This is a genomic window from Acetobacter sp. (assembly GCF_022483985.1).
GTDB lineage: Bacteria > Pseudomonadota > Alphaproteobacteria > Acetobacterales > Acetobacteraceae > Acetobacter.
Genome location: NZ_JAKVME010000001.1, coordinates 2481354 through 2499163 on the forward strand (window position 1 = coordinate 2481354; position 17810 = coordinate 2499163).

The following is a 17810-nucleotide window of genomic DNA, read 5'->3' on the forward strand; positions in this document are numbered from 1 at the left end:
TTTTATCTATTTTGATACAAATCGTCTCTTGCGACGAACTCCTGAGCGCTCTCGGAACAGATATATAATTGCTGCGCTTTACAGCAGAGATTCATCATCTCGACCGCAAGGACTATCAGTTCAGGAAAATAAATCCCGAACATTATAAATAGAAAGATATCCAGCCAGAACAGAATTCCAGCTGGATAAAAAGCTGAATCTTACAGTTTCAGGCCCGCCATATGCAGCGCCTTGGTCTCAAGGAATTCCTCAATTCCTTCCGCACCACCTTCACGGCCCAGACCAGACTGCTTCACACCGCCAAACGGAGCGCATTCCATCGACACCATGCCGGTATTCACCCCAACCATGCCGTATTCAAGCGACTCGCCAACCCGCCATGCGCGGCTCATATCGCTCGTGAAGAAGTAGCTGGCCAGACCGAATGGCGTGTCATTGGCCTTGCGGATTGCCTCCGCTTCATCGCTGAACCTGAAGATCGGCATCAGCGGCCCGAACGTCTCTTCGCTGAACACGCGCATCTCCGTCGTCACACCTTCCAGCACGACCGGAGTAGCGAAATTACCATTCGTTTCCAGCGGAGCACTGACATAGGTCGCCCCTTTGGACAGAGCGTCCTCGACATGCTCGCGGACTTTTTTCACGGCGCTTTCGTTGATGAGCGGTCCCATGGTGACACCATCCTCAAGCCCGTTACCGATCTTGAATTTGGCGACTTCTTCCTTCATCCGGACGACAAACCGGTCATGAATGCCGTCCTGCACAAAAATCCGGTTGGCGCAGACGCAGGTCTGTCCGGCGTTGCGGAACTTGCTGGCCAGAGCGCCAGCGACAGCCGTTTCCAGATCAGCATCATCAAAGATGATGAACGGTGCGTTGCCGCCAAGCTCCAGACTCAGGCGCTTGATGGTGTCGGCTGACTGCTTCATCAGCAGTGCCCCGACATGCGTGGAGCCGGTAAAGGACAGCTTGCGCACGACCGGGCTGGAGGTCAGTTCGGGGCCGATTTCCTTCGCATCACCGGTCACGAGAGAGAACAGGCCCTTGGGCAGACCGGCGCGCTCAGCCAGAACGGCAAGCGCCAGCGCGGAATAAGGCGTCAGTTCGGACGGCTTGAGCACCATGCTGCATCCGGCGGCGAAAGCCGGGCCGCACTTGCGGGTGATCATGGCGTTGGGGAAGTTCCACGGCGTGATGGCGGCAGTGGTGCCGACCGGCTGCTTTACGGTGAGGACGCGACGGTCCTTCTGCGGCGGCGTGATGACGGCTCCATTGATCCGACGGGCTTCTTCCGCGAACCACTTGATGAAAGTGGCTCCGTATTTCACCTCACCCTTCGACTCAGACAGGGGCTTGCCCTGCTCGACCGTCATGATGAGCGCCAGATCATCGGCGTTCTGAAGGATCAGGTCGTACCATGCCATCAGCAGATCGGCCCGCTCATCAGGCGTGGTGGTCTTCCACTTGCTCTGAGCCCGGTCCGCGGCTTCGATAGCCCGCTGGGTCTCCGCTGCCGTACAGGCCGGAATCGTTCCGATTACTTCGCCAGTCGCCGGATTGGTGACGGACAGCGTCCTGCCGGAAGAAGACGCCATCCATTCGCCCGCAATATAGGCCTGTTCACGGAAAAGGGACGGATCGGAAAGGTTTGCAATGCCCATGATGGACCTCCGGATAAGCGGTATTCTGTTGAGACACAGGCTTTAGACCTGTCACGGCGCGGGATGCTACACCACATCAGACAAGCTCATAGTTCTGTCTCTGAAAGAGTTCTTACGCCAGCGTGATCATGACGGGAACATGGTCGGACGGCTGCGGCATCGCCCGCTCGGCCTTGTCCGGTCCTGCCGTGACCAGACGCTCGGCCACAACGGGCGAGAGCAGAAGATGGTCGATACGGAGTCCCAGATCACGGTTGAAAGCTCCGGCCTGATAATCCCAGAACGTATAGACCGTCTCGTCCGGGTGAAGCGCACGCACGGCGTCCGTCAGACCAAGCCAGAACAGCCGCCTGAAAGCAGCGCGACTTTCGGGACGGACAAGCGCATCCGTGGCGGACAGCGCACCCGGCGCGAGATCCCTGTCAGTCGGACAGACATTGTAGTCGCCTGCCAGAATGAAATCCTTATCCGCCCGCAGCATGGCTTCCGCATGACGGGCAAGGGCGTCCAGAAATTCCAGCTTCCCGAGAAAACCGGCTTCACCGCCGGAATTGCCGTTGGGAAGATACAGGTTGCCTACTGTCAGGGAATCAAGCCGGACCTCGATATAGCGCGCCGGTGGCTCAGGATCGCTCAGACCGGGCAGGCTGCGGGCCAGTACCTCGACAGGACGACGGGAGAGAACCGCCACACCGTTGTAGGATTTCTGTCCGACACAATGGGTGATGTAACCGGCTTCCTCAAAGACGGAAGCGGGGAACAGATGGTCCTCACACTTGATTTCCTGCAACAGAAGCAGGTCCGGTTCGTTGCGCTTCAGCCAGTCGAGGACAAGAGACTGACGCTGGCGGATGGAATTGACATTCCAGGTCGCGATTTTCATGGCGTTGGGACGGCCTTGTGATCCGGGTGTTCGGAGCGGCCTGCAACCGCAGACCCGACGGATGGCCCCATTCTCTGGCTAGGAAGAAAACGGGTCATGATGAAGGGGTGATGGCGTCAGGCGAGCGAAAAGCTCGTGCCACACCCGCACCCGGAAGCTGCATTCGGATTTTTCACCGTAAAATGCGCGCCCATCAGTTTGTCGACAAAATCGAGTTCGCCACCGTTCATCAGGTCCAGACTGACCGGATCGACCACCACGCGGACGCCGTTGCTGCTGACAACGAAGTCATCGGGCGCAGTCTCCGGATCGAGTTTGAACTCGTACTGAAAGCCGTTACATCCCCCAGCCGAAACGGAGACGCGCAGGGCAGATGCTGATTCAGCCTCGCCCTTCGTCGCGATGATCTCGGCAATGCGTCTGGCGGCGGCGTCGGAAACGGTGAAATTCTGGGTCATGGAGAGATAATGGGTTGCGGAAGCGTCAATGTGAAGAGGGGCACTAGCACGAATGCTCCATGACAGAAGCATTCATGAAGCCCCCCTGAAGGAGTCGGCGCGGACACGCAACCGATGCCCGTTGGCAGCCTCCATCAGACTGGCGGAGGACTGGAACCGATTAAAGCGCCTCGTCACCACTTTCGCGTGTACGGATACGTACGACGCGGCTGAGATCGCTCACGAAAATCTTTCCATCACCGATTTTGCCGGTATGCGCGGACTGGAGGATGGCTTCGACCACCTGATCGACGAGGGCGTCGGAAGTTGCGATTTCAATCCTGATCTTGGGCAGGAAGCTGACATGATACTCAGCGCCGCGATAAATCTCGGTCTGCCCTTTCTGACGACCGAATCCCTTGACTTCAGACACGGTCAGCCCCTGGATTCCCAACGGCGAGAGCGCGTCGCGGACGTCGTCGAGCTTGAAGGGCTTGATAATTGCCGTGACGAGCTTCATCCCAGTTCCTCTTTAATCACGAGAAAATTCACAACGATGCCGTAATGGCTTTGCCAAGGAAGCATATTGTTTCCCTCCTGTCACGTCATATGGATGACATCGCTCGGGATAGCCCGAACGCATAAAGCGTGTCATGAGTTCCGCCACTGGGACCGGGATGTTTCCTGCACGGACAGGCCCGGCGTAAATTGCTGAATTCATGGAGACCTTGGTATGTCCAGTATGGCGGAACAGGGCGCTGGCGAAACAGTCACGGATGTCGCGGTCTGCATTATCGGGGCAGGTCCTGTAGGGGCCACGCTGGCGTGCCGCCTTGCCCGTGACGGCGTTCCCGTGGCCGTCGTGGACCGTGCGGCCCTTCCCCCAATGGAGAACCCGGAATTTGACGGCAGGGCCTACGCCATTGCAGCCGGACCGAAAAATCTTCTGGAAGCCGCCGGTGTCTGGGAGCATCTCCCGCAGGTTCCCTGCCCTATCGAGGATATTCTCGTCACCGATGGCAGACCGGGTCAGCCCCCTTCCTCGCTGTCCCTTGAATTTACCCGCGAGGACTCGACCCAGCCGTTCGGCTGGATGGCGGAAGCCCGCGCCCTGCGTGTGGCGCTGAACGCAAACCTGCACGACTCTCCGCTGGTGACCGTTCTCGCGCCCGCCGACGTCTCGATCGTGCGCAACGAGAGCGGCGCGACCGTAAAAACCACGGATGGCCGCACGATCCGGGCGCAGCTTGTTGTCGCCGCGGACGGTCGTGGAAGCCGGACACGTTCCAAGGCCGGTATCCCCATCACGAAGCTCGCCTACGGCCAGAGCGGCATCGTCTGTGCGATCGCTCACGAACATCCGCATGACAACGGGGCGCTCGAACATTTCCTGCCGGGCGGTCCTTTCGCCCAGCTTCCGATGACCGGAACCGACGAGCATCCCTATCTTTCAGCGATTGTCTGGAGCGAAAAAGATGCGATGGCCCAGCGAATCGCAGCCCTGCCGGAAGAGCAGTTCAGGCGTGAACTGAAGCGTCGCATCGGAGACCGGCTGGGAGACGTCACGCCAGTCGGACGTCGCTGGGTCTACCCGCTCGCCGCACAGTACGCGCACCATTATACCGCCACACGCCTTGTTCTGGCTGGCGATGCGGCGCACGGCATTCACCCCATTGCCGGGCAGGGTCTCAATCTCGGCTTCCGGGACGTGATCGCACTTTCGGACATCCTGATTACGGCTCACGGCAAGGGTGAAGACCTTGGCAATCCGGCGCTGCTGGCCCGTTATCAGGCGCGATGCCGCCCTGCGAACATGATGATGTTTATGGCGACCGATGTCCTTGATCGCCTGTTCAGCAATGACAATCCGGTGCTGCGTCTTGCAAGGGATGTCGGGATTGCCACCGTCCAGCGTCTGCCCCGTCTGCGCAGGGCGTTCGTCAAGCACGCGATGGGCGTCTGATCCCGGCGCTTCCTCCTCCCGTTTTTCGGCAGGGAAATGTCCCGGAGCGCTGTCTCGCACCCACCTTTGGAACCCATTCATTCCCGGGCAAGTGGGGGAGCAGTCTTCCTGCAGGACAGGCCGCCTCCACAGAAAGACCATTGGCATGGTGTCGGACAGATGGAGTCCGTCACCGTAGAAACAGAAAAGGTCCGGAAAAACCGGACCTTTGAAGCCTGTCGAAACCGTAAGTTCCGACAGGTAGCGACACCATCAGGCGTCGCGCAACAGGTATGCGTTCAGCCCGTAAGGTCTGAACGGATGCGGCTGCGGGGGCGACGGGAAGCATCACCCGTGCGCGTGGCAGGACGCTGTGTCCGGTTGTCGGATGTAGACTTCAGAGCCGGAGCGGCTGTCAGTTCGGCCTCAAGCTGGGCGATACGCTTGCGCACGCTGTCCCGCAGGGCGGGGGCCGTGTGCGACTTCATGGATGCCAGCGTTTCCTTGAGGTCACGAAGCTGCTTCTGCTTCTCAGCAAGAGTACGGCGGATCGGCTGATTATCCGAAAGCTGGCCGTGAAAAGCACGCATGTTTCAAAACCCAATCAGGCAGGACAAAAGGTTACCTCCATATCTGGAGGACAGATTCTAACAAAAAGTGAAAAAACAGACTCCCTCACCTGTCCTTTACGACTGACCAGTCCTGCCGACGGGCGAGAACGACAGACGTGAGAGACGTGTCTGTTTTCGGAGTGCGGGGAAGTGCTCAGAAAATGGAAGTCGGCGTTAATCCGTCGACTGATCATTCCTGTGCAGGATATCCTGCAACGCCTTCACCAGTGCTGCGCATTGCGCATCGGTTCCGACCGTGATCCTGAGCCAGGATGATGTTCGCGGGCCTTTAAGATGGCGCACGATAATCGCCCTTTCTCTCAACGCGGCCGCCAGCATGGCGGCCTCACGATCCTGATGCCGAACGTAAACAAAGTTGGCGCTGGAAGGCAAGACCTCAAAACCAAGCTCCGCGAGGGAGCCCGACAGAGCCGTCCGGGTCGCCATCACCCTGTTGACGCATTCGGCAAGCCAGCCCTCATCCTCATAGGCCGCCAGTGCGCCAGCCTGAGCCAGACGATCCAGCGGGTACGAGTTGAAACTGTCCTTTACGCGGGTCAGACCCTCGATCAGAGCAGGGTCACCGACAGCAAAACCGACACGCAGGCCAGCCAGTCCCCGGGATTTGGAGAATGTCTGGACCACCAGAAGATTCGGATGGCGGCTGACAAGTGAAACGGCCGATTCAGCGCCGAAATCGACATAGGCCTCATCAATCAGCACCACCCGGTCCGGATGCGCAGCCAGCAGCTTCTCGATGTCCCCAAGTCCCAGCGCAATCCCTGTCGGCGCGTTGGGATTGGCCAGCACGATGCCACTGTTCGGACGATTGAAATCCTCGACGCGGACACGCAGCCCTTCATCCAGCGGAACAGTCTCGAACGGCAGACCATACAGACCGCAATAGACCGGATAGAAGCTGTAGGTCACATCAGCGAACAGCACCGGCTCGCCGTGGTTGAAGAAGGCCTGAAACGCGTGCGCCAGAACCTCGTCCGAACCATTGCCGACAAAGACATGCTCCGCCGTCAGCCCCTCCCGTCGCGCGATCGCTTCACGCAGGGCAAGGGACGCCGGGTCGGGATAGAGCCGGAGCGTATCGTCCGTCGCCGCCTGCATCGCCGCGATCGCTCTGGGCGAGGGACCATAAGGGCTCTCGTTGGTGTTCAGCTTGATGAGGTTGGTCAGACGCGGCTGCTCGCCGGGAACATAAGGCGTGAGACGGTGAACCAGCGGGCTCCAGAAACGACTCATGAAGAGATTCCAAAAAGAGTGAGCATATCCGGCTGTCCCTGCGTGACCGCCATGTCGCGGGCGCTCTGGCCTTCGCCATCCTTGCGCTCCGCGTCCGCTCCTGCTTCCAGCAGGTAGCGCGCCATATCGGTGCGCCCGAACATGACAGCGAACATCAGCGGCGTACGCCCCACATTGTTGACGGCATCCACGGCTGCGCCGTGAGCGATCAGAAGTTCGGCAATCGGGCGATCCCCCTTGAACGCCACACCCGCCAGCGCGGTCGCGCCCTTGGCGTCCGGCCTGTCAACCGACGCACCGGATTCGAGCAGTTGTCTCACCGTCTCTTTCTGTCCGTTATAGGCGGCCAGAATCAGCGGCGTGTATCCTTTGTCATTCATGACATCCGGGTTCAGGCCCGCCGCAACAAATTCGCTGACAAGATCAGTCTGACCGTCACGCGCCGCTTCGAGGAACAGGGTTTCGATTTCCGCCTGATCGAATGTCTTGCCTTCATGTTCCGGCATCTGACTCTCCCTTCCCGGTTCCACCGCCTGTGCGCCCCACACGGAACGCTGGCTTCTTCTACGTTATTCGGACGCCTCTGCGAAGGAGGTTACCGGCTTATCAGCCTCGTTTCACCAAAACCCGGCGCCTCGAAGACGCCCGGAGCAAGTCCGGCCCAGTCCGCCGTCTCCCTGAGACAACGTTCCGGCTCTCCCAATGGCTCCTGCGACAATGGGAATGTTCCGAAATGCATGGCGATCCCCTGCCGCGCCTGCAATTGCCGGAACGCCTCCACCGCTTCCACCGGGTCCGTATGGACCTTGCGCAGCATCGGACGCGGCGCGTATGCCCCGATCGGCAGCAAGGCCACATCAGGCGCGCCGAGCCGGGTGCGTATCTCCCTCCAGTGCGGTCCGTGCGCAGTGTCACCCGCGAAGAAGACCGAGGGGCGCTCCGGCGATTTCGGGAAACGCAGGAAGAAACCACCCCATAGACGCTTCCCGGCGTCAGTCAGTCCCCGCTGCGTGAAGTGTCGGGCCGGTGTGCAGACGATCTCAAGATCACCGATCCTCACGCTCCGCCACCAGTCCAGTTCGGACACCCGCAACAGACCGGCCTTGCGAATCAGGTCACCCGTCCGCGCCGTCGTCACGACCACGGGATTATCCCGACGGGCCAGAGCCCGCAGGGACGGCAGGTCGAGATGATCGTAATGGCAATGCGAGACCAGAACGACGTCGATCGGGGGGAGATCAGCCAACTGGTAAGCGGGCGGCCTGAAACGCTTCGGTCCGATAAAGGACGCAGGGGAACAGCGATCCGAGAAAATCGGGTCTGTCAGAACGGACAGCGTGCCGCCACCCGGCAAGGAGTATCTGAGCAGGAACGTGCTGTGACCGATAAAGGTGACGGCGACTTCCCCCTGCCCCGGCACGCAATGCGGATTCCCGGCCACATCCGGCTCCAGATTATGTGACGGCTTTTCGAAAATGGTCGAGAGAATCCAGCGCAGAAACACCAGCGGCCTTATGCCCCGCCGCCGCCTGCCCGCCTTCACGCCCGACCGTCCGGTATGCGGCGCATCCGGCCATGAAGGAGGGCGCGGCGCTTCCTCCCAGTCCTCCGGAAGCGGTGGATTGATGAAAATCTCTCCATTGCAATGATCGGAAAGCGGAAGAGTGGCCTGTTTCATAAACGGAAAATAGCATTCCACCGGAAAGAAGCTATTGAAACCTGCGTCATGGCGATGACACGGGATGCTTTCTGTCTTGCCGTCGAACCCCGACGAGAGCTTCGACCTCCCCTCAACCAGCCCTCGCGCCGGAAGCGGCGGAGTGGACAAAAACTGACCATTCGATCAACTTTTTTCTCATTGCGGCAAACAGAAACTCTTCGGAGTATCCTATTGATTTCACAGCATGAAATCCATACGGAAACCCGCCACCTTCCAGAAATTCCCCGAAGATATTGCGTCATGTCTATACGAAACCGCAATGACCGCCTAACATGCGCGGCGACACATCTCCTGACAGGATGAGAGGCAGTCATGCCGGAACTGAAAAACGAGTTCGATTGCGCGAAAACCCTCCGGGACGGGCGGTACTGGATGCCCTTCACGGCCAATCGCCGGGTGAAGGAACAGGGCATGGCCCGTGTTCTTGAGAGCGCCAGTGGTCCGTATTACACAACCGCCGACGGCGTGAAGCTGTTCGATACGCTCTCAGGACTGTGGTGCTCCCCTCTCGGGCACGCCAACCCCCGGATTTCGGAAGCCCTGAAAAAGCAGGCCGATACGCTCGACTATGCGCCAGGCTTCCAGCTCGCCAATCCTGTCACGATCCGGCTCGCCGAACGCATCGCCAATATGGCGCCAGCAGGACTTGAGCACGTCTTTTTCGCCAATTCCGGCTCGGAGGCCGCCGACACGGCCCTGAAGGCCGCCATCGGCTATCATCGGCTGCGGGGCGAAGGCGGTCGCTTCCGCCTGATCGGACGCGAACGCGGCTATCACGGCGTCGGACTGGGCGGCATGTCGGTCGGCGGCATTGTTCCCAACCGCAAGATGTTCGCCACGATCATGACGCCGGGCGTCGATCACATCCGCCACCCCTACGACCACGCCAAGGTCGCGTTCTCCAAGGGACAGCCCGAATGGGGCGCAGAAATGGCCGAGGATCTGGAACGGGTCATCGCCCTGCATGACGCCTCCACCATCGCCGCTGTCATGGTGGAACCCGTGCAGGGCTCCACGGGTGTTCTGGTGCCGCCGGTCGGCTACCTCCAGCGTCTGCGCGAGATCTGCACGAAACACGGCATCCTGCTGATTTTTGACGAGGTCATCACCGGGTTCGGACGCATGGGCGAGAATTTCGCCGCCCAGCGTTTCGGCGTGACACCGGACATGATCACCTTCGCCAAGGCCGTGACCAACGGCATCGTGCCGATGGGTGGCGTGATCGTGACCGATGAAATCTACAACACCTTCATGACCGGCCCCGAGAACGCCATCGAGTTCGCGCATGGCTACACCTATTCCGGCCACCCGCTGGCGGCGGCGGTGTCGCACACCGTTCTGGACATCATGGAAGAGGAAAACCTGATTGCCCGCGCCCGCTCACTGGAGCCGGTTCTGGAAGAGGCGATCCACAGCCTCCGCGATCTGCCCCTGATCCATGACATCCGCAATATCGGTTTGACAGCAGGTTTCGATCTGAAGCCACGGGACGGCGCGCCGGGCGCACGGTGTCTTGAACTGTTCGAAAAAGGACTGAAGAACGGCCTTCTTCTGCGATGCGCCGGTGAGACGGTTTCGTTCGGCCCTCCCTTCATTTCGACACCCGAGCAGCTGCGTGACATGGTGGCGACCGTTCGCAAGCTGATTACCGAACTGGACTGACACTGGTTCCGCTTCCAGCGGAGATAAGGAGATTTTCATGCCTCTTCTGCATTTTCACGTCTATGAAGGCCGCAGCGAAGCCGAGATCAAGACGCTGCTCGACACAGCGCACGAAGCCATGCTCGAAGCGTTTCAGGTGCCGCGCGGTGACCGCTACCAGATCGTCACCGAGCACAAGCCGTCGCACATGATCCTTGAGGATACGGGCCTCGGCATTCCCCGCACGAAGGACATGATCCTGCTTCAGGTGTTCAGTCGCCCCCGTGGCGATGGTGGTTTCGCTCTGTTCTACCGGCTCCTCACGGACCGTCTGGAAAAAGAATGCGGAATCAAGTCGTCCGACGTCATGATTTCCGTGGTGGAGAACAAGGACGCGCACTGGTCGTTCGGGCTGGGCCGCGCCCAGTTCCTGACAGGCGAACTGCCTCTTCGCGGCTGACGCGACCAGGGCGGGCCTGGTACATTTCCGGCCCGCCCTCTCCGTCGTTACGACACATCATCGCGAAGGTCTCTCCAGACCCTCCACAGCTCCAGCGCATCGGGCAAAGCTCTATGCCTGCGCCTGGTCCGTTTCTCTTCCCGCATGCGGACCTGATCCAGCAGGGTGGCGTCTTCCAGCGCCGACGTCTCCCTGCGTGCTGACCGGAGCGCCTCCACCCATGCTTCCAGAACCGGGTAGATGGCCGGCGCTTCCTCGCCGACAACCTCACACAATTTTTGCAGCCACCCCCGATCGAAGGATGGCGCATCCGTGACGATCCGGCAGTTTTCCGTGGTCGCCAGAAAATGCCGCGCCACGACACCCGCCGGACTGCCTTCCCGCAGTAATCTGTCCCGACTCAGCCCGTGCAGGGCTTCGGCTTCTTCCGACCAGTCTGTCCAGTGAGATTCCGGACGGATCAGGAAGCTCTCACTCCGCCCATTCTCCCGGACCCAGGCGATTTCGACGGGATAGCTGTCGATGTCGAGAGAAGAGGCCTCATTATCCAGAAAAATAAACATACGGTATCCCATGCGGCCTATCTGCGATGGATCTTCCGACAGGCTTTCCGTACCACCAAATTGATGAAGCAGCCCACTTCCATCGGAAATATCGCATCATTTTATGTCCATTCAATGGAAAACAATAAAATTTATTATTTGTTTTCAAGTAATTAAAAATTTTACGGTTTTCCAAGCGTATTATTTTTATGTCAAAACATTGCCAATTGTTCTTTTGTTTCATGATTACGTTTTTCCATATGCGTAATACTCAACCCAAAAAACCTTCCGATTCCGAAAAAACCGTTTTTTTGACACAACCCGTGCAAAACGCCGCTACCCTGCGGAAACAGCTTGCGGATTGAACGGCGCTTCTTTGGTGTTTTGACGCATATCCGGTATGTTTCGAGAACGCATCGTTCTGCGCGTCTGCGACAAGTCACACAAGCCGGGCATAGCCCGAAACTGGATGTCAGGAGCTTTCGGGATGGGCTTCCACCATACGCTCGGCGGAGAACGCTACGGATTTGAAGACCTCAAGGCCCTGCTCGCAGCAGCTTCCTCACAGAGGTCAGGGGATGAACTGGCGGGCCTTGCCGCCACATCGGACGGCCAGCGCATGGCCGCCCGCTACGCACTGGCGGAACTCCCCCTCACCACCTTCCTGAACACCGACCTCGTTCCCTACGACGAAGACGAGGTAACCCGGCTGATCGTGGACACGCACGACAAGGCCGCGTTCGCTCCCATCGCCCATCTGACGGTTGGCGGTTTCCGCGACTGGCTCCTGTCGCACGAAGCCGACACAGCCACACTCGCCGCCGTAGCACCGGGCATCACGCCCGAAATGGCCGCCGCCGTCAGCAAGATCATGCGCAATCAGGACCTGATGAGCGTTGCGCGCAAGATCAGGGTCGTCACCAGATTCCGCAACACCATCGGGCTTGAGGGATGCCTCGCTTCCCGTCTGCAACCCAATCACCCGACGGATGATCTCAAGGGCATCGCCGCCTCCACGCTGGACGGGCTGCTCTACGGCATGGGCGATGCGGTCATCGGCATCAATCCGGCGACGGACAGTGTCGCCAACGGGCTGGCGCTACTCGACATGCTCGACCACGCCCGCCAGCATTACGACATTCCTACCCAGACCTGCGTTCTGACGCATGTGACGAACACCATCGAGATCATCAATCGTGGCGGTGCGGTTGATCTGGTGTTCCAGTCCATCGCCGGCACCCAGAAGGCCAATGAGGGTTTTGGCGTCAACCTCGCCATCCTCAAGGAAGCGCACGAAGCCGCGCAGGGACTGAAGCGCGGCACGGTTGGCGACAACCTGATGTATTTCGAGACCGGGCAGGGGGCTGCCCTTTCCGCCGACGCGCATCACGGCATCGACCAGCAGACCGTCGAAACACGGGCCTATGCTGTTGCGCGGGCCTACAGGCCACTACTGGTCAATACGGTCGTGGGCTTTATCGGTCCCGAATATCTCTATGACGGCAAGCAGATCATCCGCGCCGGTCTGGAGGATCATTTCTGCGCCAAACTGCTGGGTGTCCCGATGGGCTGCGACGCCTGTTACACCAATCACGCCGAGGCTGATCAGGATGACATGGACAACCTGATGGTGCTGCTGGGCACGGCGGGCATTTCCTTCCTGATCGGCGTCCCGGGCGCCGACGATATCATGCTCAACTACCAGAGCCTGTCCTTCCACGACATCCTGACATTGAGGACGCTGCTGAACCTGAAACCGGCTCCGGAATTCGCAGCATGGCTTGAAAAAATAGGCCTGTATGACAGCAGCAATGAAAGAATGCTGCCCCTGTCTCCCAGCCAGACACTTCTTGGCCAGATGATTGCCTGACATGACGGACAAGACCCTCCCCACCACACCGACCGGCAACAGCAGCCCGGACCCGTGGCACGGCCTGCGTTCCCTCACCCGCGCACGGATCGGACTGGGACGCAGCGGAAATGCGCAGCGCAGCACGGATGTTCTCGCATTTCAGGCCGCCCATGCACAGGCGCGTGACGCCGTGCATACGCCCCTCGACATCGACACGATGCAGGCGCAGTTGAAGGATGAGCCCTGCCTGCTCGTTCACAGCCGCGCGCCGGATCGCCCGACTTATCTTCGGCGGCCTGATCTGGGGCGTCGTCTTGACGCCGAAAGTCTGGACAGTCTGAAAAAAGGCAGTTGGGACGCTGTATTTGTCGCAGCGGATGGTCTTTCCTCCGTTGCCACGACTGAAGGCGCGGTCGCCCTGTATCACGCGATGAAAGAGCGCCTGAAAGACTGGTCGATCGCGCCTCTCGTCATCGCAAAAGAGGGGCGCGTTGCGATCGGAGATGAGATCGCCGCGGCCATGGGCGCCAACATGGTGGTCATGATGATCGGCGAACGTCCCGGCCTCAGCGTTGCGAACAGTATGGGTGTCTATCTGACATATGCCCCGCGTGTTGGCTGCCCGGATTCCGCCCGCAACTGCCTTTCCAACATTCATCCGCATGGTCTGAAAACGGCTGTCGCGGCTGACAAGCTCGCATGGCTGATGAGTGAAGCACGGCACAGAAAACTGACAGGCGTTGATCTGAAAGATGATGCGCCAGAAAGCACACTTCTCGAACAGACACCAGCCGCTCTTGACAAGGACACACGCGCATGACCACGGGTGCGACAAAACTCAACAAGACACTGAGCGCTTTCCATTTATGGGGCATCGGTGTTGGCCTTGTGATTTCAGGCGAGTATTTCGGCTGGAGTTATGGCTGGGGCACGGCCGGAACACTTGGCTTCATGATCGCCACAATCTTTGTGGCCCTGATGTACACCTCCTTTATCTTCAGTTTTACGGAGCTGACGACAGCCATACCTCATGCGGGCGGCCCGTTCACCTACAGCTTCCGTGCGCTGGGTCCATTGGGAGGGCTGATTGCCGGTCTGGCGACTCTCGTCGAGTTCATCTTTGCTCCTCCCGCCATCGCTCTCGCGATTGGTGCTTATCTGAACGTGCAGTTTCCGGCCCTGTCACCTAAAGTGGCTGCCGTGGGCGCCTATATCGTTTTCATGGCCCTCAACATTGTCGGCGTGCATATCGCGGCGTCTTTTGAACTGTTTGTGACCATAGCAGCCATTATCGAACTTCTGGTTTTCATGGGCGTGGTCGCGCCCGCCTTTTCATGGGACAATTTCATCCATGACGGCTGGGGCGTTGCCCCTCATTTCGGTCTTGAGGCCATGGGAGGCATTTTTGCCGCCATTCCTTTTGCCATCTGGTTCTTTCTTGCCATCGAAGGCGTAGCGATGGCCGCTGAAGAAGCGAAAGACCCAAAACGCTCGATTCCCGTGGCCTACATTGCGAGTGTGCTGACCCTTGTTTCTCTGGCTTTTGGAGTGATGATCTTTGCCGGTGGCGTTGGCGACTGGAAAGCGTTGGCCAATCTGAATGATCCTCTGCCAGAAGCCATGAAACGTGTTGTCGGAACCAACAGCGGCTGGCTGCACATGCTTGTGTGGCTTGGACTTTTCGGTCTGGTCGCCTCGCTGCACGGCATCATCATGGGCTATGCCCGTCAGATTTTCGCTCTTGCCCGCGCCGGGTTCCTCCCTGCTGTTCTGGGGAAGATCCATCCACGATTCCAGACACCCTATGTCGCCACCATTGCGGGCGGAATCGTGGGAATCGCAGCTATTTTCTCTGACGATGTTATTTCAATCGCCGGTCAGTCCCTGACGGCGACACTCGTCACGATGTCAGTGTTCGGGGCTCTGACCATGTATATTCTCAGCATGATCAGCCTGTTCGTGCTGCGCCGCAAGGAGCCGAACATGGAGCGTTCCTACCGTGCACCGCTCTATCCAATACTCCCGGCGCTCGCTTTAAGTTGCGCAATTGTCGCACTGGCTGCGGTTATTTTCTACAACACAATAATCTTCTTGATTTATATCGTATTCGTAATGATTTTGTCAGTGTTCTTTATGATGAGATCCACGAAGAAGCGTCTGCAGGCTTCCTGAGCCAGTCAGAGTCGATCACGAGAGAGGGAAGTTATATGATCGAAAAATTCCGCAAAAAATACCTACTTCTTTCATCCGCACTGATGACAGCAAGCCTGATCCTGCCGCATGCGGCCCACGCACAGACTGTGCCGTCACCTGCTCCAGCCGCGGCTCCCGTCGTCAACCTCACAGCGCCGAACACGGCGTCTGATACCATTTCCGACAACAACAAGCTTGTCGACGACGATGTTGCGGAAACCGAAGAAAGCCTGAAAGTCGTACAGGGCAACATCTTCCATCCGAAAGCCGGAAAACCACTGTCTTACTGGGATGGGCTGGTAGGGCATCTCACTGTCGAAGCTGGTATCGCAGGCAACCCCTGGACGAAATCAGGCCGCAACTTCGCGCAGTTCTATGTTGATCGCGCCAATACCGTCACGCTGAACCAGATCATGGGCTCCCTCTCCCATCCTGTGACCAGCATCGGAGACGGTTACGGATTCGGCTTCAACTTTGAGGTCATGTATGGTTCTGACGCCCGTTTCGATCCGACCGCCGGCATGGGTGACGGCTCCCTGACGGGTCTTTACCAGTGGGTGCCGACACAGGCGCATGTTGACTTCCATATGCCCTGGCTTCTCAAACGTGGCATCGACATCCAGATCGGCCAGATGTACGGTCTGCTCGGCTCCGAAGGCACACCCGCTCTTGCCCGGCCGTTTTATACCTTCAACTATGCCTCAGACTACATCGTACCGTTCCAGGTGGTCGGCATCTACACGACACTGCACCTGAACAAGTATGTTGACTGGGTTCTCGGCATTGACGCTGGTAACTCGACAACTTTTGGAAGTTCCGGCAACAACAGCCGCCCTAAAGGAACGTTTGGTTTCGCATTCAACAACCTCATGGATGGCAAACTGAGCTTCCATCTCCTTGGTCACTTCGGACCTCAGGGCAACAATGGCCCTTCACGTGTTGGAGGCGGCTGGACCAGCATCGGTGTCGGCAAGATCGCCAACGAAAAGATGCAGTATAACGGCGATATTCTGGCGACCTACAAAATCAACGACAAGATGACCGTCACTGTTGACGGCACCTATCTCCATGACGACCTTTCTCGCGACGATGTTTATGGCGTCACGACCTATTTCGCCTACAACATCAATCCCAATCTCACCTTCAACGCCCGTGGCGAAATCCTGCGCGACAATACCGGTGGCGTGATCGCGGAATATTCCAGCTTCACATCCTTCACCAAATCGCTCACCAACCAGCCATATCCATACTATGTCGCTGCTCCGACAACTTATGGCGAGTTGACACTCGGCGTCACCTATCGTCCTGACTTCATCAACAAACATGTCCATTTCGGACAGTTCAGCTTCCGCCCGGAAGTTCGTCTCGACAAATCGCTCAACGGCACCCGACCCTTCAACAAGGCTGGCACGCCTGACAACCCGGTTGTCACCACCGGAACCAACAACATGCTGTGGTTCAACGCGGACGCAATCTGGGCATTCTGATCCAGACTGCAAACACATAAACGGGTCGCCTATCTCGGGGAGTGCAGTGCACTCCCCGTTTTTTCTGGTAGATGGCTGATTTGAAAACTTTCTCTCCTGATCAAATCACAACTGCAAATCATTGATACCGTTACCGACGGCGGTCAGGACAGGAAATTTTCAAATTTCTTATATCTCTCAAGTAATTTTTATAATTTCTTTCATGAAGATATACCTCACCAAACGGCTATTGTTTTTTCTCACCAAGATTAAATGTCAGAGCCGAGTTCAGTCGAAAGAAATCGACATCAGGATCACCTCGTACAGGCTCTTCATACGTCAACTGTATGACGTTCATCTGGTCTGCATGAAGCCGAACCCGCGTCCGTCCTTCAGCGTCTGTCGGAGGCGACTTTTCAGAAACAGTGTTCAGAAAATTTTCGTTCAGTCTTACATCTTTCAGAGGCTTCCCATGCAGAAGAACTGTTACACCCAAACTATCCCCTCGATGCAATGCAAAAGGATCTGTCTCCGGGACGATTTCCAGCATAAGATTATGAGAATGCTGATTTTTTATCGATCCTGCATATAAATTCACACTTTCCTTAAAGGCATGTAGGCCGGTCTCTGCATGAGCGACTGTCGATTTACGTGCCCATATCCACTCTTTCTGACCGGATTTCCGAGCATGGAAATCAAAATCCGCCTTTATAATAATTGCCGTAATACGCGGATCAGCCTCTAAAATTATGTGTTCACCATCTGAATGATATTTTATTGACAGAGGAAGATCATGAGCATCATATGCTTCAATATTTCTGAGATAGGCGGGGTTATATGCCTCATCTGACGATACTTCCTCCATAACGATGGTTGGTTTTCCTATCCTCTGTTGCACAATGAATGCACTGCTGGCAGACGCGTCACCAATTGGAGAAAATAAAAAAACGAGCAAATATTTTAAAATATTTTTTCTCATATTCAGCAATCCATGTAAGCTAAACACAGGAACGCATCCCTGACTGTAGCGTCGCACGATTATAAAACAAATAACAAAAATTCAATATATTGTATAAATTGAAACCATTAAACCGAGCATCCCAATATTTTCCAGACCGATAGGAAACAGTAGCGTCACACTCTACGTC

General features: G+C 57.5%; 17 protein-coding genes. 7 read left to right on the top strand and 10 right to left on the bottom strand.

The window, feature by feature from the left end; all coding sequences use genetic code 11:
* Positions 1-200: 200 nt before the first annotated feature.
* The 4 genes from LKE90_RS10985 to LKE90_RS11000 form a co-directional block, all read right to left on the bottom strand.
* Positions 201-1661 carry an NAD-dependent succinate-semialdehyde dehydrogenase gene (locus LKE90_RS10985; RefSeq protein ID WP_291493337.1) on the bottom strand — a complete coding sequence of 487 codons (1461 nt, stop codon included), beginning with the start codon at positions 1659-1661 and terminating at the stop codon, positions 201-203.
* A 112-nt stretch (positions 1662-1773) separates the two neighbouring features.
* On the bottom strand, positions 1774-2544 hold the full coding sequence (locus LKE90_RS10990) for an exodeoxyribonuclease III (RefSeq protein ID WP_291493339.1): 771 nt from the start codon (positions 2542-2544) through the stop codon (positions 1774-1776).
* A gap of 116 nt (positions 2545-2660) precedes the next feature.
* Positions 2661-3002 carry an iron-sulfur cluster insertion protein ErpA gene (gene erpA / locus LKE90_RS10995; RefSeq protein WP_291493539.1) on the bottom strand — a complete coding sequence of 114 codons (342 nt, stop codon included), beginning with the start codon at positions 3000-3002 and terminating at the stop codon, positions 2661-2663.
* A gap of 160 nt (positions 3003-3162) precedes the next feature.
* Entirely contained in the window at positions 3163-3501 is a 339-nt protein-coding gene (locus tag LKE90_RS11000) for a P-II family nitrogen regulator (RefSeq protein WP_099347488.1), read from the bottom strand.
* Positions 3502-3714: 213 nt separating this feature from the next.
* On the opposite strand from LKE90_RS11000, the gene LKE90_RS11005 reads away from it, so the two are divergent.
* Positions 3715-4944, top strand: a complete 1230-nt coding sequence (locus tag LKE90_RS11005) for a UbiH/UbiF/VisC/COQ6 family ubiquinone biosynthesis hydroxylase (RefSeq protein WP_291493342.1) — start codon at positions 3715-3717, stop codon at positions 4942-4944.
* A gap of 278 nt (positions 4945-5222) precedes the next feature.
* Here LKE90_RS11005 and LKE90_RS11010 read toward each other — a convergent pair whose 3' ends face one another.
* The 4 genes from LKE90_RS11010 to LKE90_RS11025 all read right to left on the bottom strand — a co-directional run bounded on the left by LKE90_RS11010 (position 5223) and on the right by LKE90_RS11025 (position 8466).
* A complete protein-coding gene (locus LKE90_RS11010; protein ID WP_291493344.1) occupies positions 5223-5513 on the bottom strand; it encodes a hypothetical protein in 291 nt (96 codons plus the stop codon).
* Between the two features lie 195 nt (positions 5514-5708).
* Positions 5709-6788: a histidinol-phosphate transaminase gene (hisC, locus tag LKE90_RS11015; protein WP_291493345.1), complete on the bottom strand. Its 1080-nt coding sequence runs from the start codon at positions 6786-6788 to the stop codon at positions 5709-5711.
* Positions 6785-7294, bottom strand: coding sequence for an ankyrin repeat domain-containing protein (locus LKE90_RS11020; RefSeq protein ID WP_291493347.1), 510 nt, complete (start codon positions 7292-7294; stop codon positions 6785-6787). Before LKE90_RS11020 ends, hisC begins: the two co-directional genes overlap by 4 nt.
* Positions 7295-7383: 89 nt before the next feature.
* Positions 7384-8466, bottom strand: a complete 1083-nt coding sequence (locus tag LKE90_RS11025; RefSeq protein ID WP_291493350.1) for an MBL fold metallo-hydrolase — start codon at positions 8464-8466, stop codon at positions 7384-7386.
* A gap of 354 nt (positions 8467-8820) precedes the next feature.
* Here LKE90_RS11025 and LKE90_RS11030 point away from each other — a divergent pair, with 354 nt between their 5' ends.
* Together LKE90_RS11030 and LKE90_RS11035 are read left to right on the top strand one after the other, a co-directional pair.
* Positions 8821-10170 (top strand): aspartate aminotransferase family protein, encoded by a 1350-nt coding sequence (locus LKE90_RS11030; RefSeq protein ID WP_291493351.1) that lies wholly within the window; start codon positions 8821-8823, stop codon positions 10168-10170.
* Positions 10171-10207: 37 nt separating this feature from the next.
* Positions 10208-10609: a tautomerase family protein gene (locus LKE90_RS11035; RefSeq protein ID WP_291493352.1), complete on the top strand. Its 402-nt coding sequence runs from the start codon at positions 10208-10210 to the stop codon at positions 10607-10609.
* A 47-nt stretch (positions 10610-10656) separates the two neighbouring features.
* On the opposite strand, the gene LKE90_RS11040 is transcribed toward LKE90_RS11035, so the two are convergent.
* Positions 10657-11172: a 3'-5' exonuclease gene (locus LKE90_RS11040; RefSeq protein ID WP_291493354.1), complete on the bottom strand. Its 516-nt coding sequence runs from the start codon at positions 11170-11172 to the stop codon at positions 10657-10659.
* A 466-nt stretch (positions 11173-11638) separates the two neighbouring features.
* Here LKE90_RS11040 and LKE90_RS11045 point away from each other — a divergent pair, with 466 nt between their 5' ends.
* Genes LKE90_RS11045 through LKE90_RS11060 form a run of 4 tightly spaced genes read left to right on the top strand, consistent with a single transcriptional unit; the run spans position 11639 to position 16683 of the window.
* Entirely contained in the window at positions 11639-13021 is a 1383-nt protein-coding gene (locus tag LKE90_RS11045; protein WP_291493540.1) for an ethanolamine ammonia-lyase subunit EutB, read from the top strand.
* Between the two features lies 1 nt (position 13022).
* On the top strand, positions 13023-13823 hold the full coding sequence (gene eutC / locus LKE90_RS11050; protein WP_291493355.1) for an ethanolamine ammonia-lyase subunit EutC: 801 nt from the start codon (positions 13023-13025) through the stop codon (positions 13821-13823).
* Positions 13820-15175 (top strand): ethanolamine permease, encoded by a 1356-nt coding sequence (gene eat, locus LKE90_RS11055; RefSeq protein WP_291493356.1) that lies wholly within the window; start codon positions 13820-13822, stop codon positions 15173-15175. Before eutC ends, eat begins: the two co-directional genes overlap by 4 nt.
* A 35-nt stretch (positions 15176-15210) precedes the next feature.
* A complete protein-coding gene (locus LKE90_RS11060; RefSeq protein WP_291493357.1) occupies positions 15211-16683 on the top strand; it encodes an outer membrane beta-barrel protein in 1473 nt (490 codons plus the stop codon).
* A gap of 226 nt (positions 16684-16909) precedes the next feature.
* Here the strand turns inward: LKE90_RS11060 and LKE90_RS11065 are convergent, their stop codons facing one another.
* Entirely contained in the window at positions 16910-17641 is a 732-nt protein-coding gene (locus LKE90_RS11065) for a DUF4198 domain-containing protein (protein ID WP_291493359.1), read from the bottom strand.
* Positions 17642-17810 lie beyond the last annotated feature (169 nt).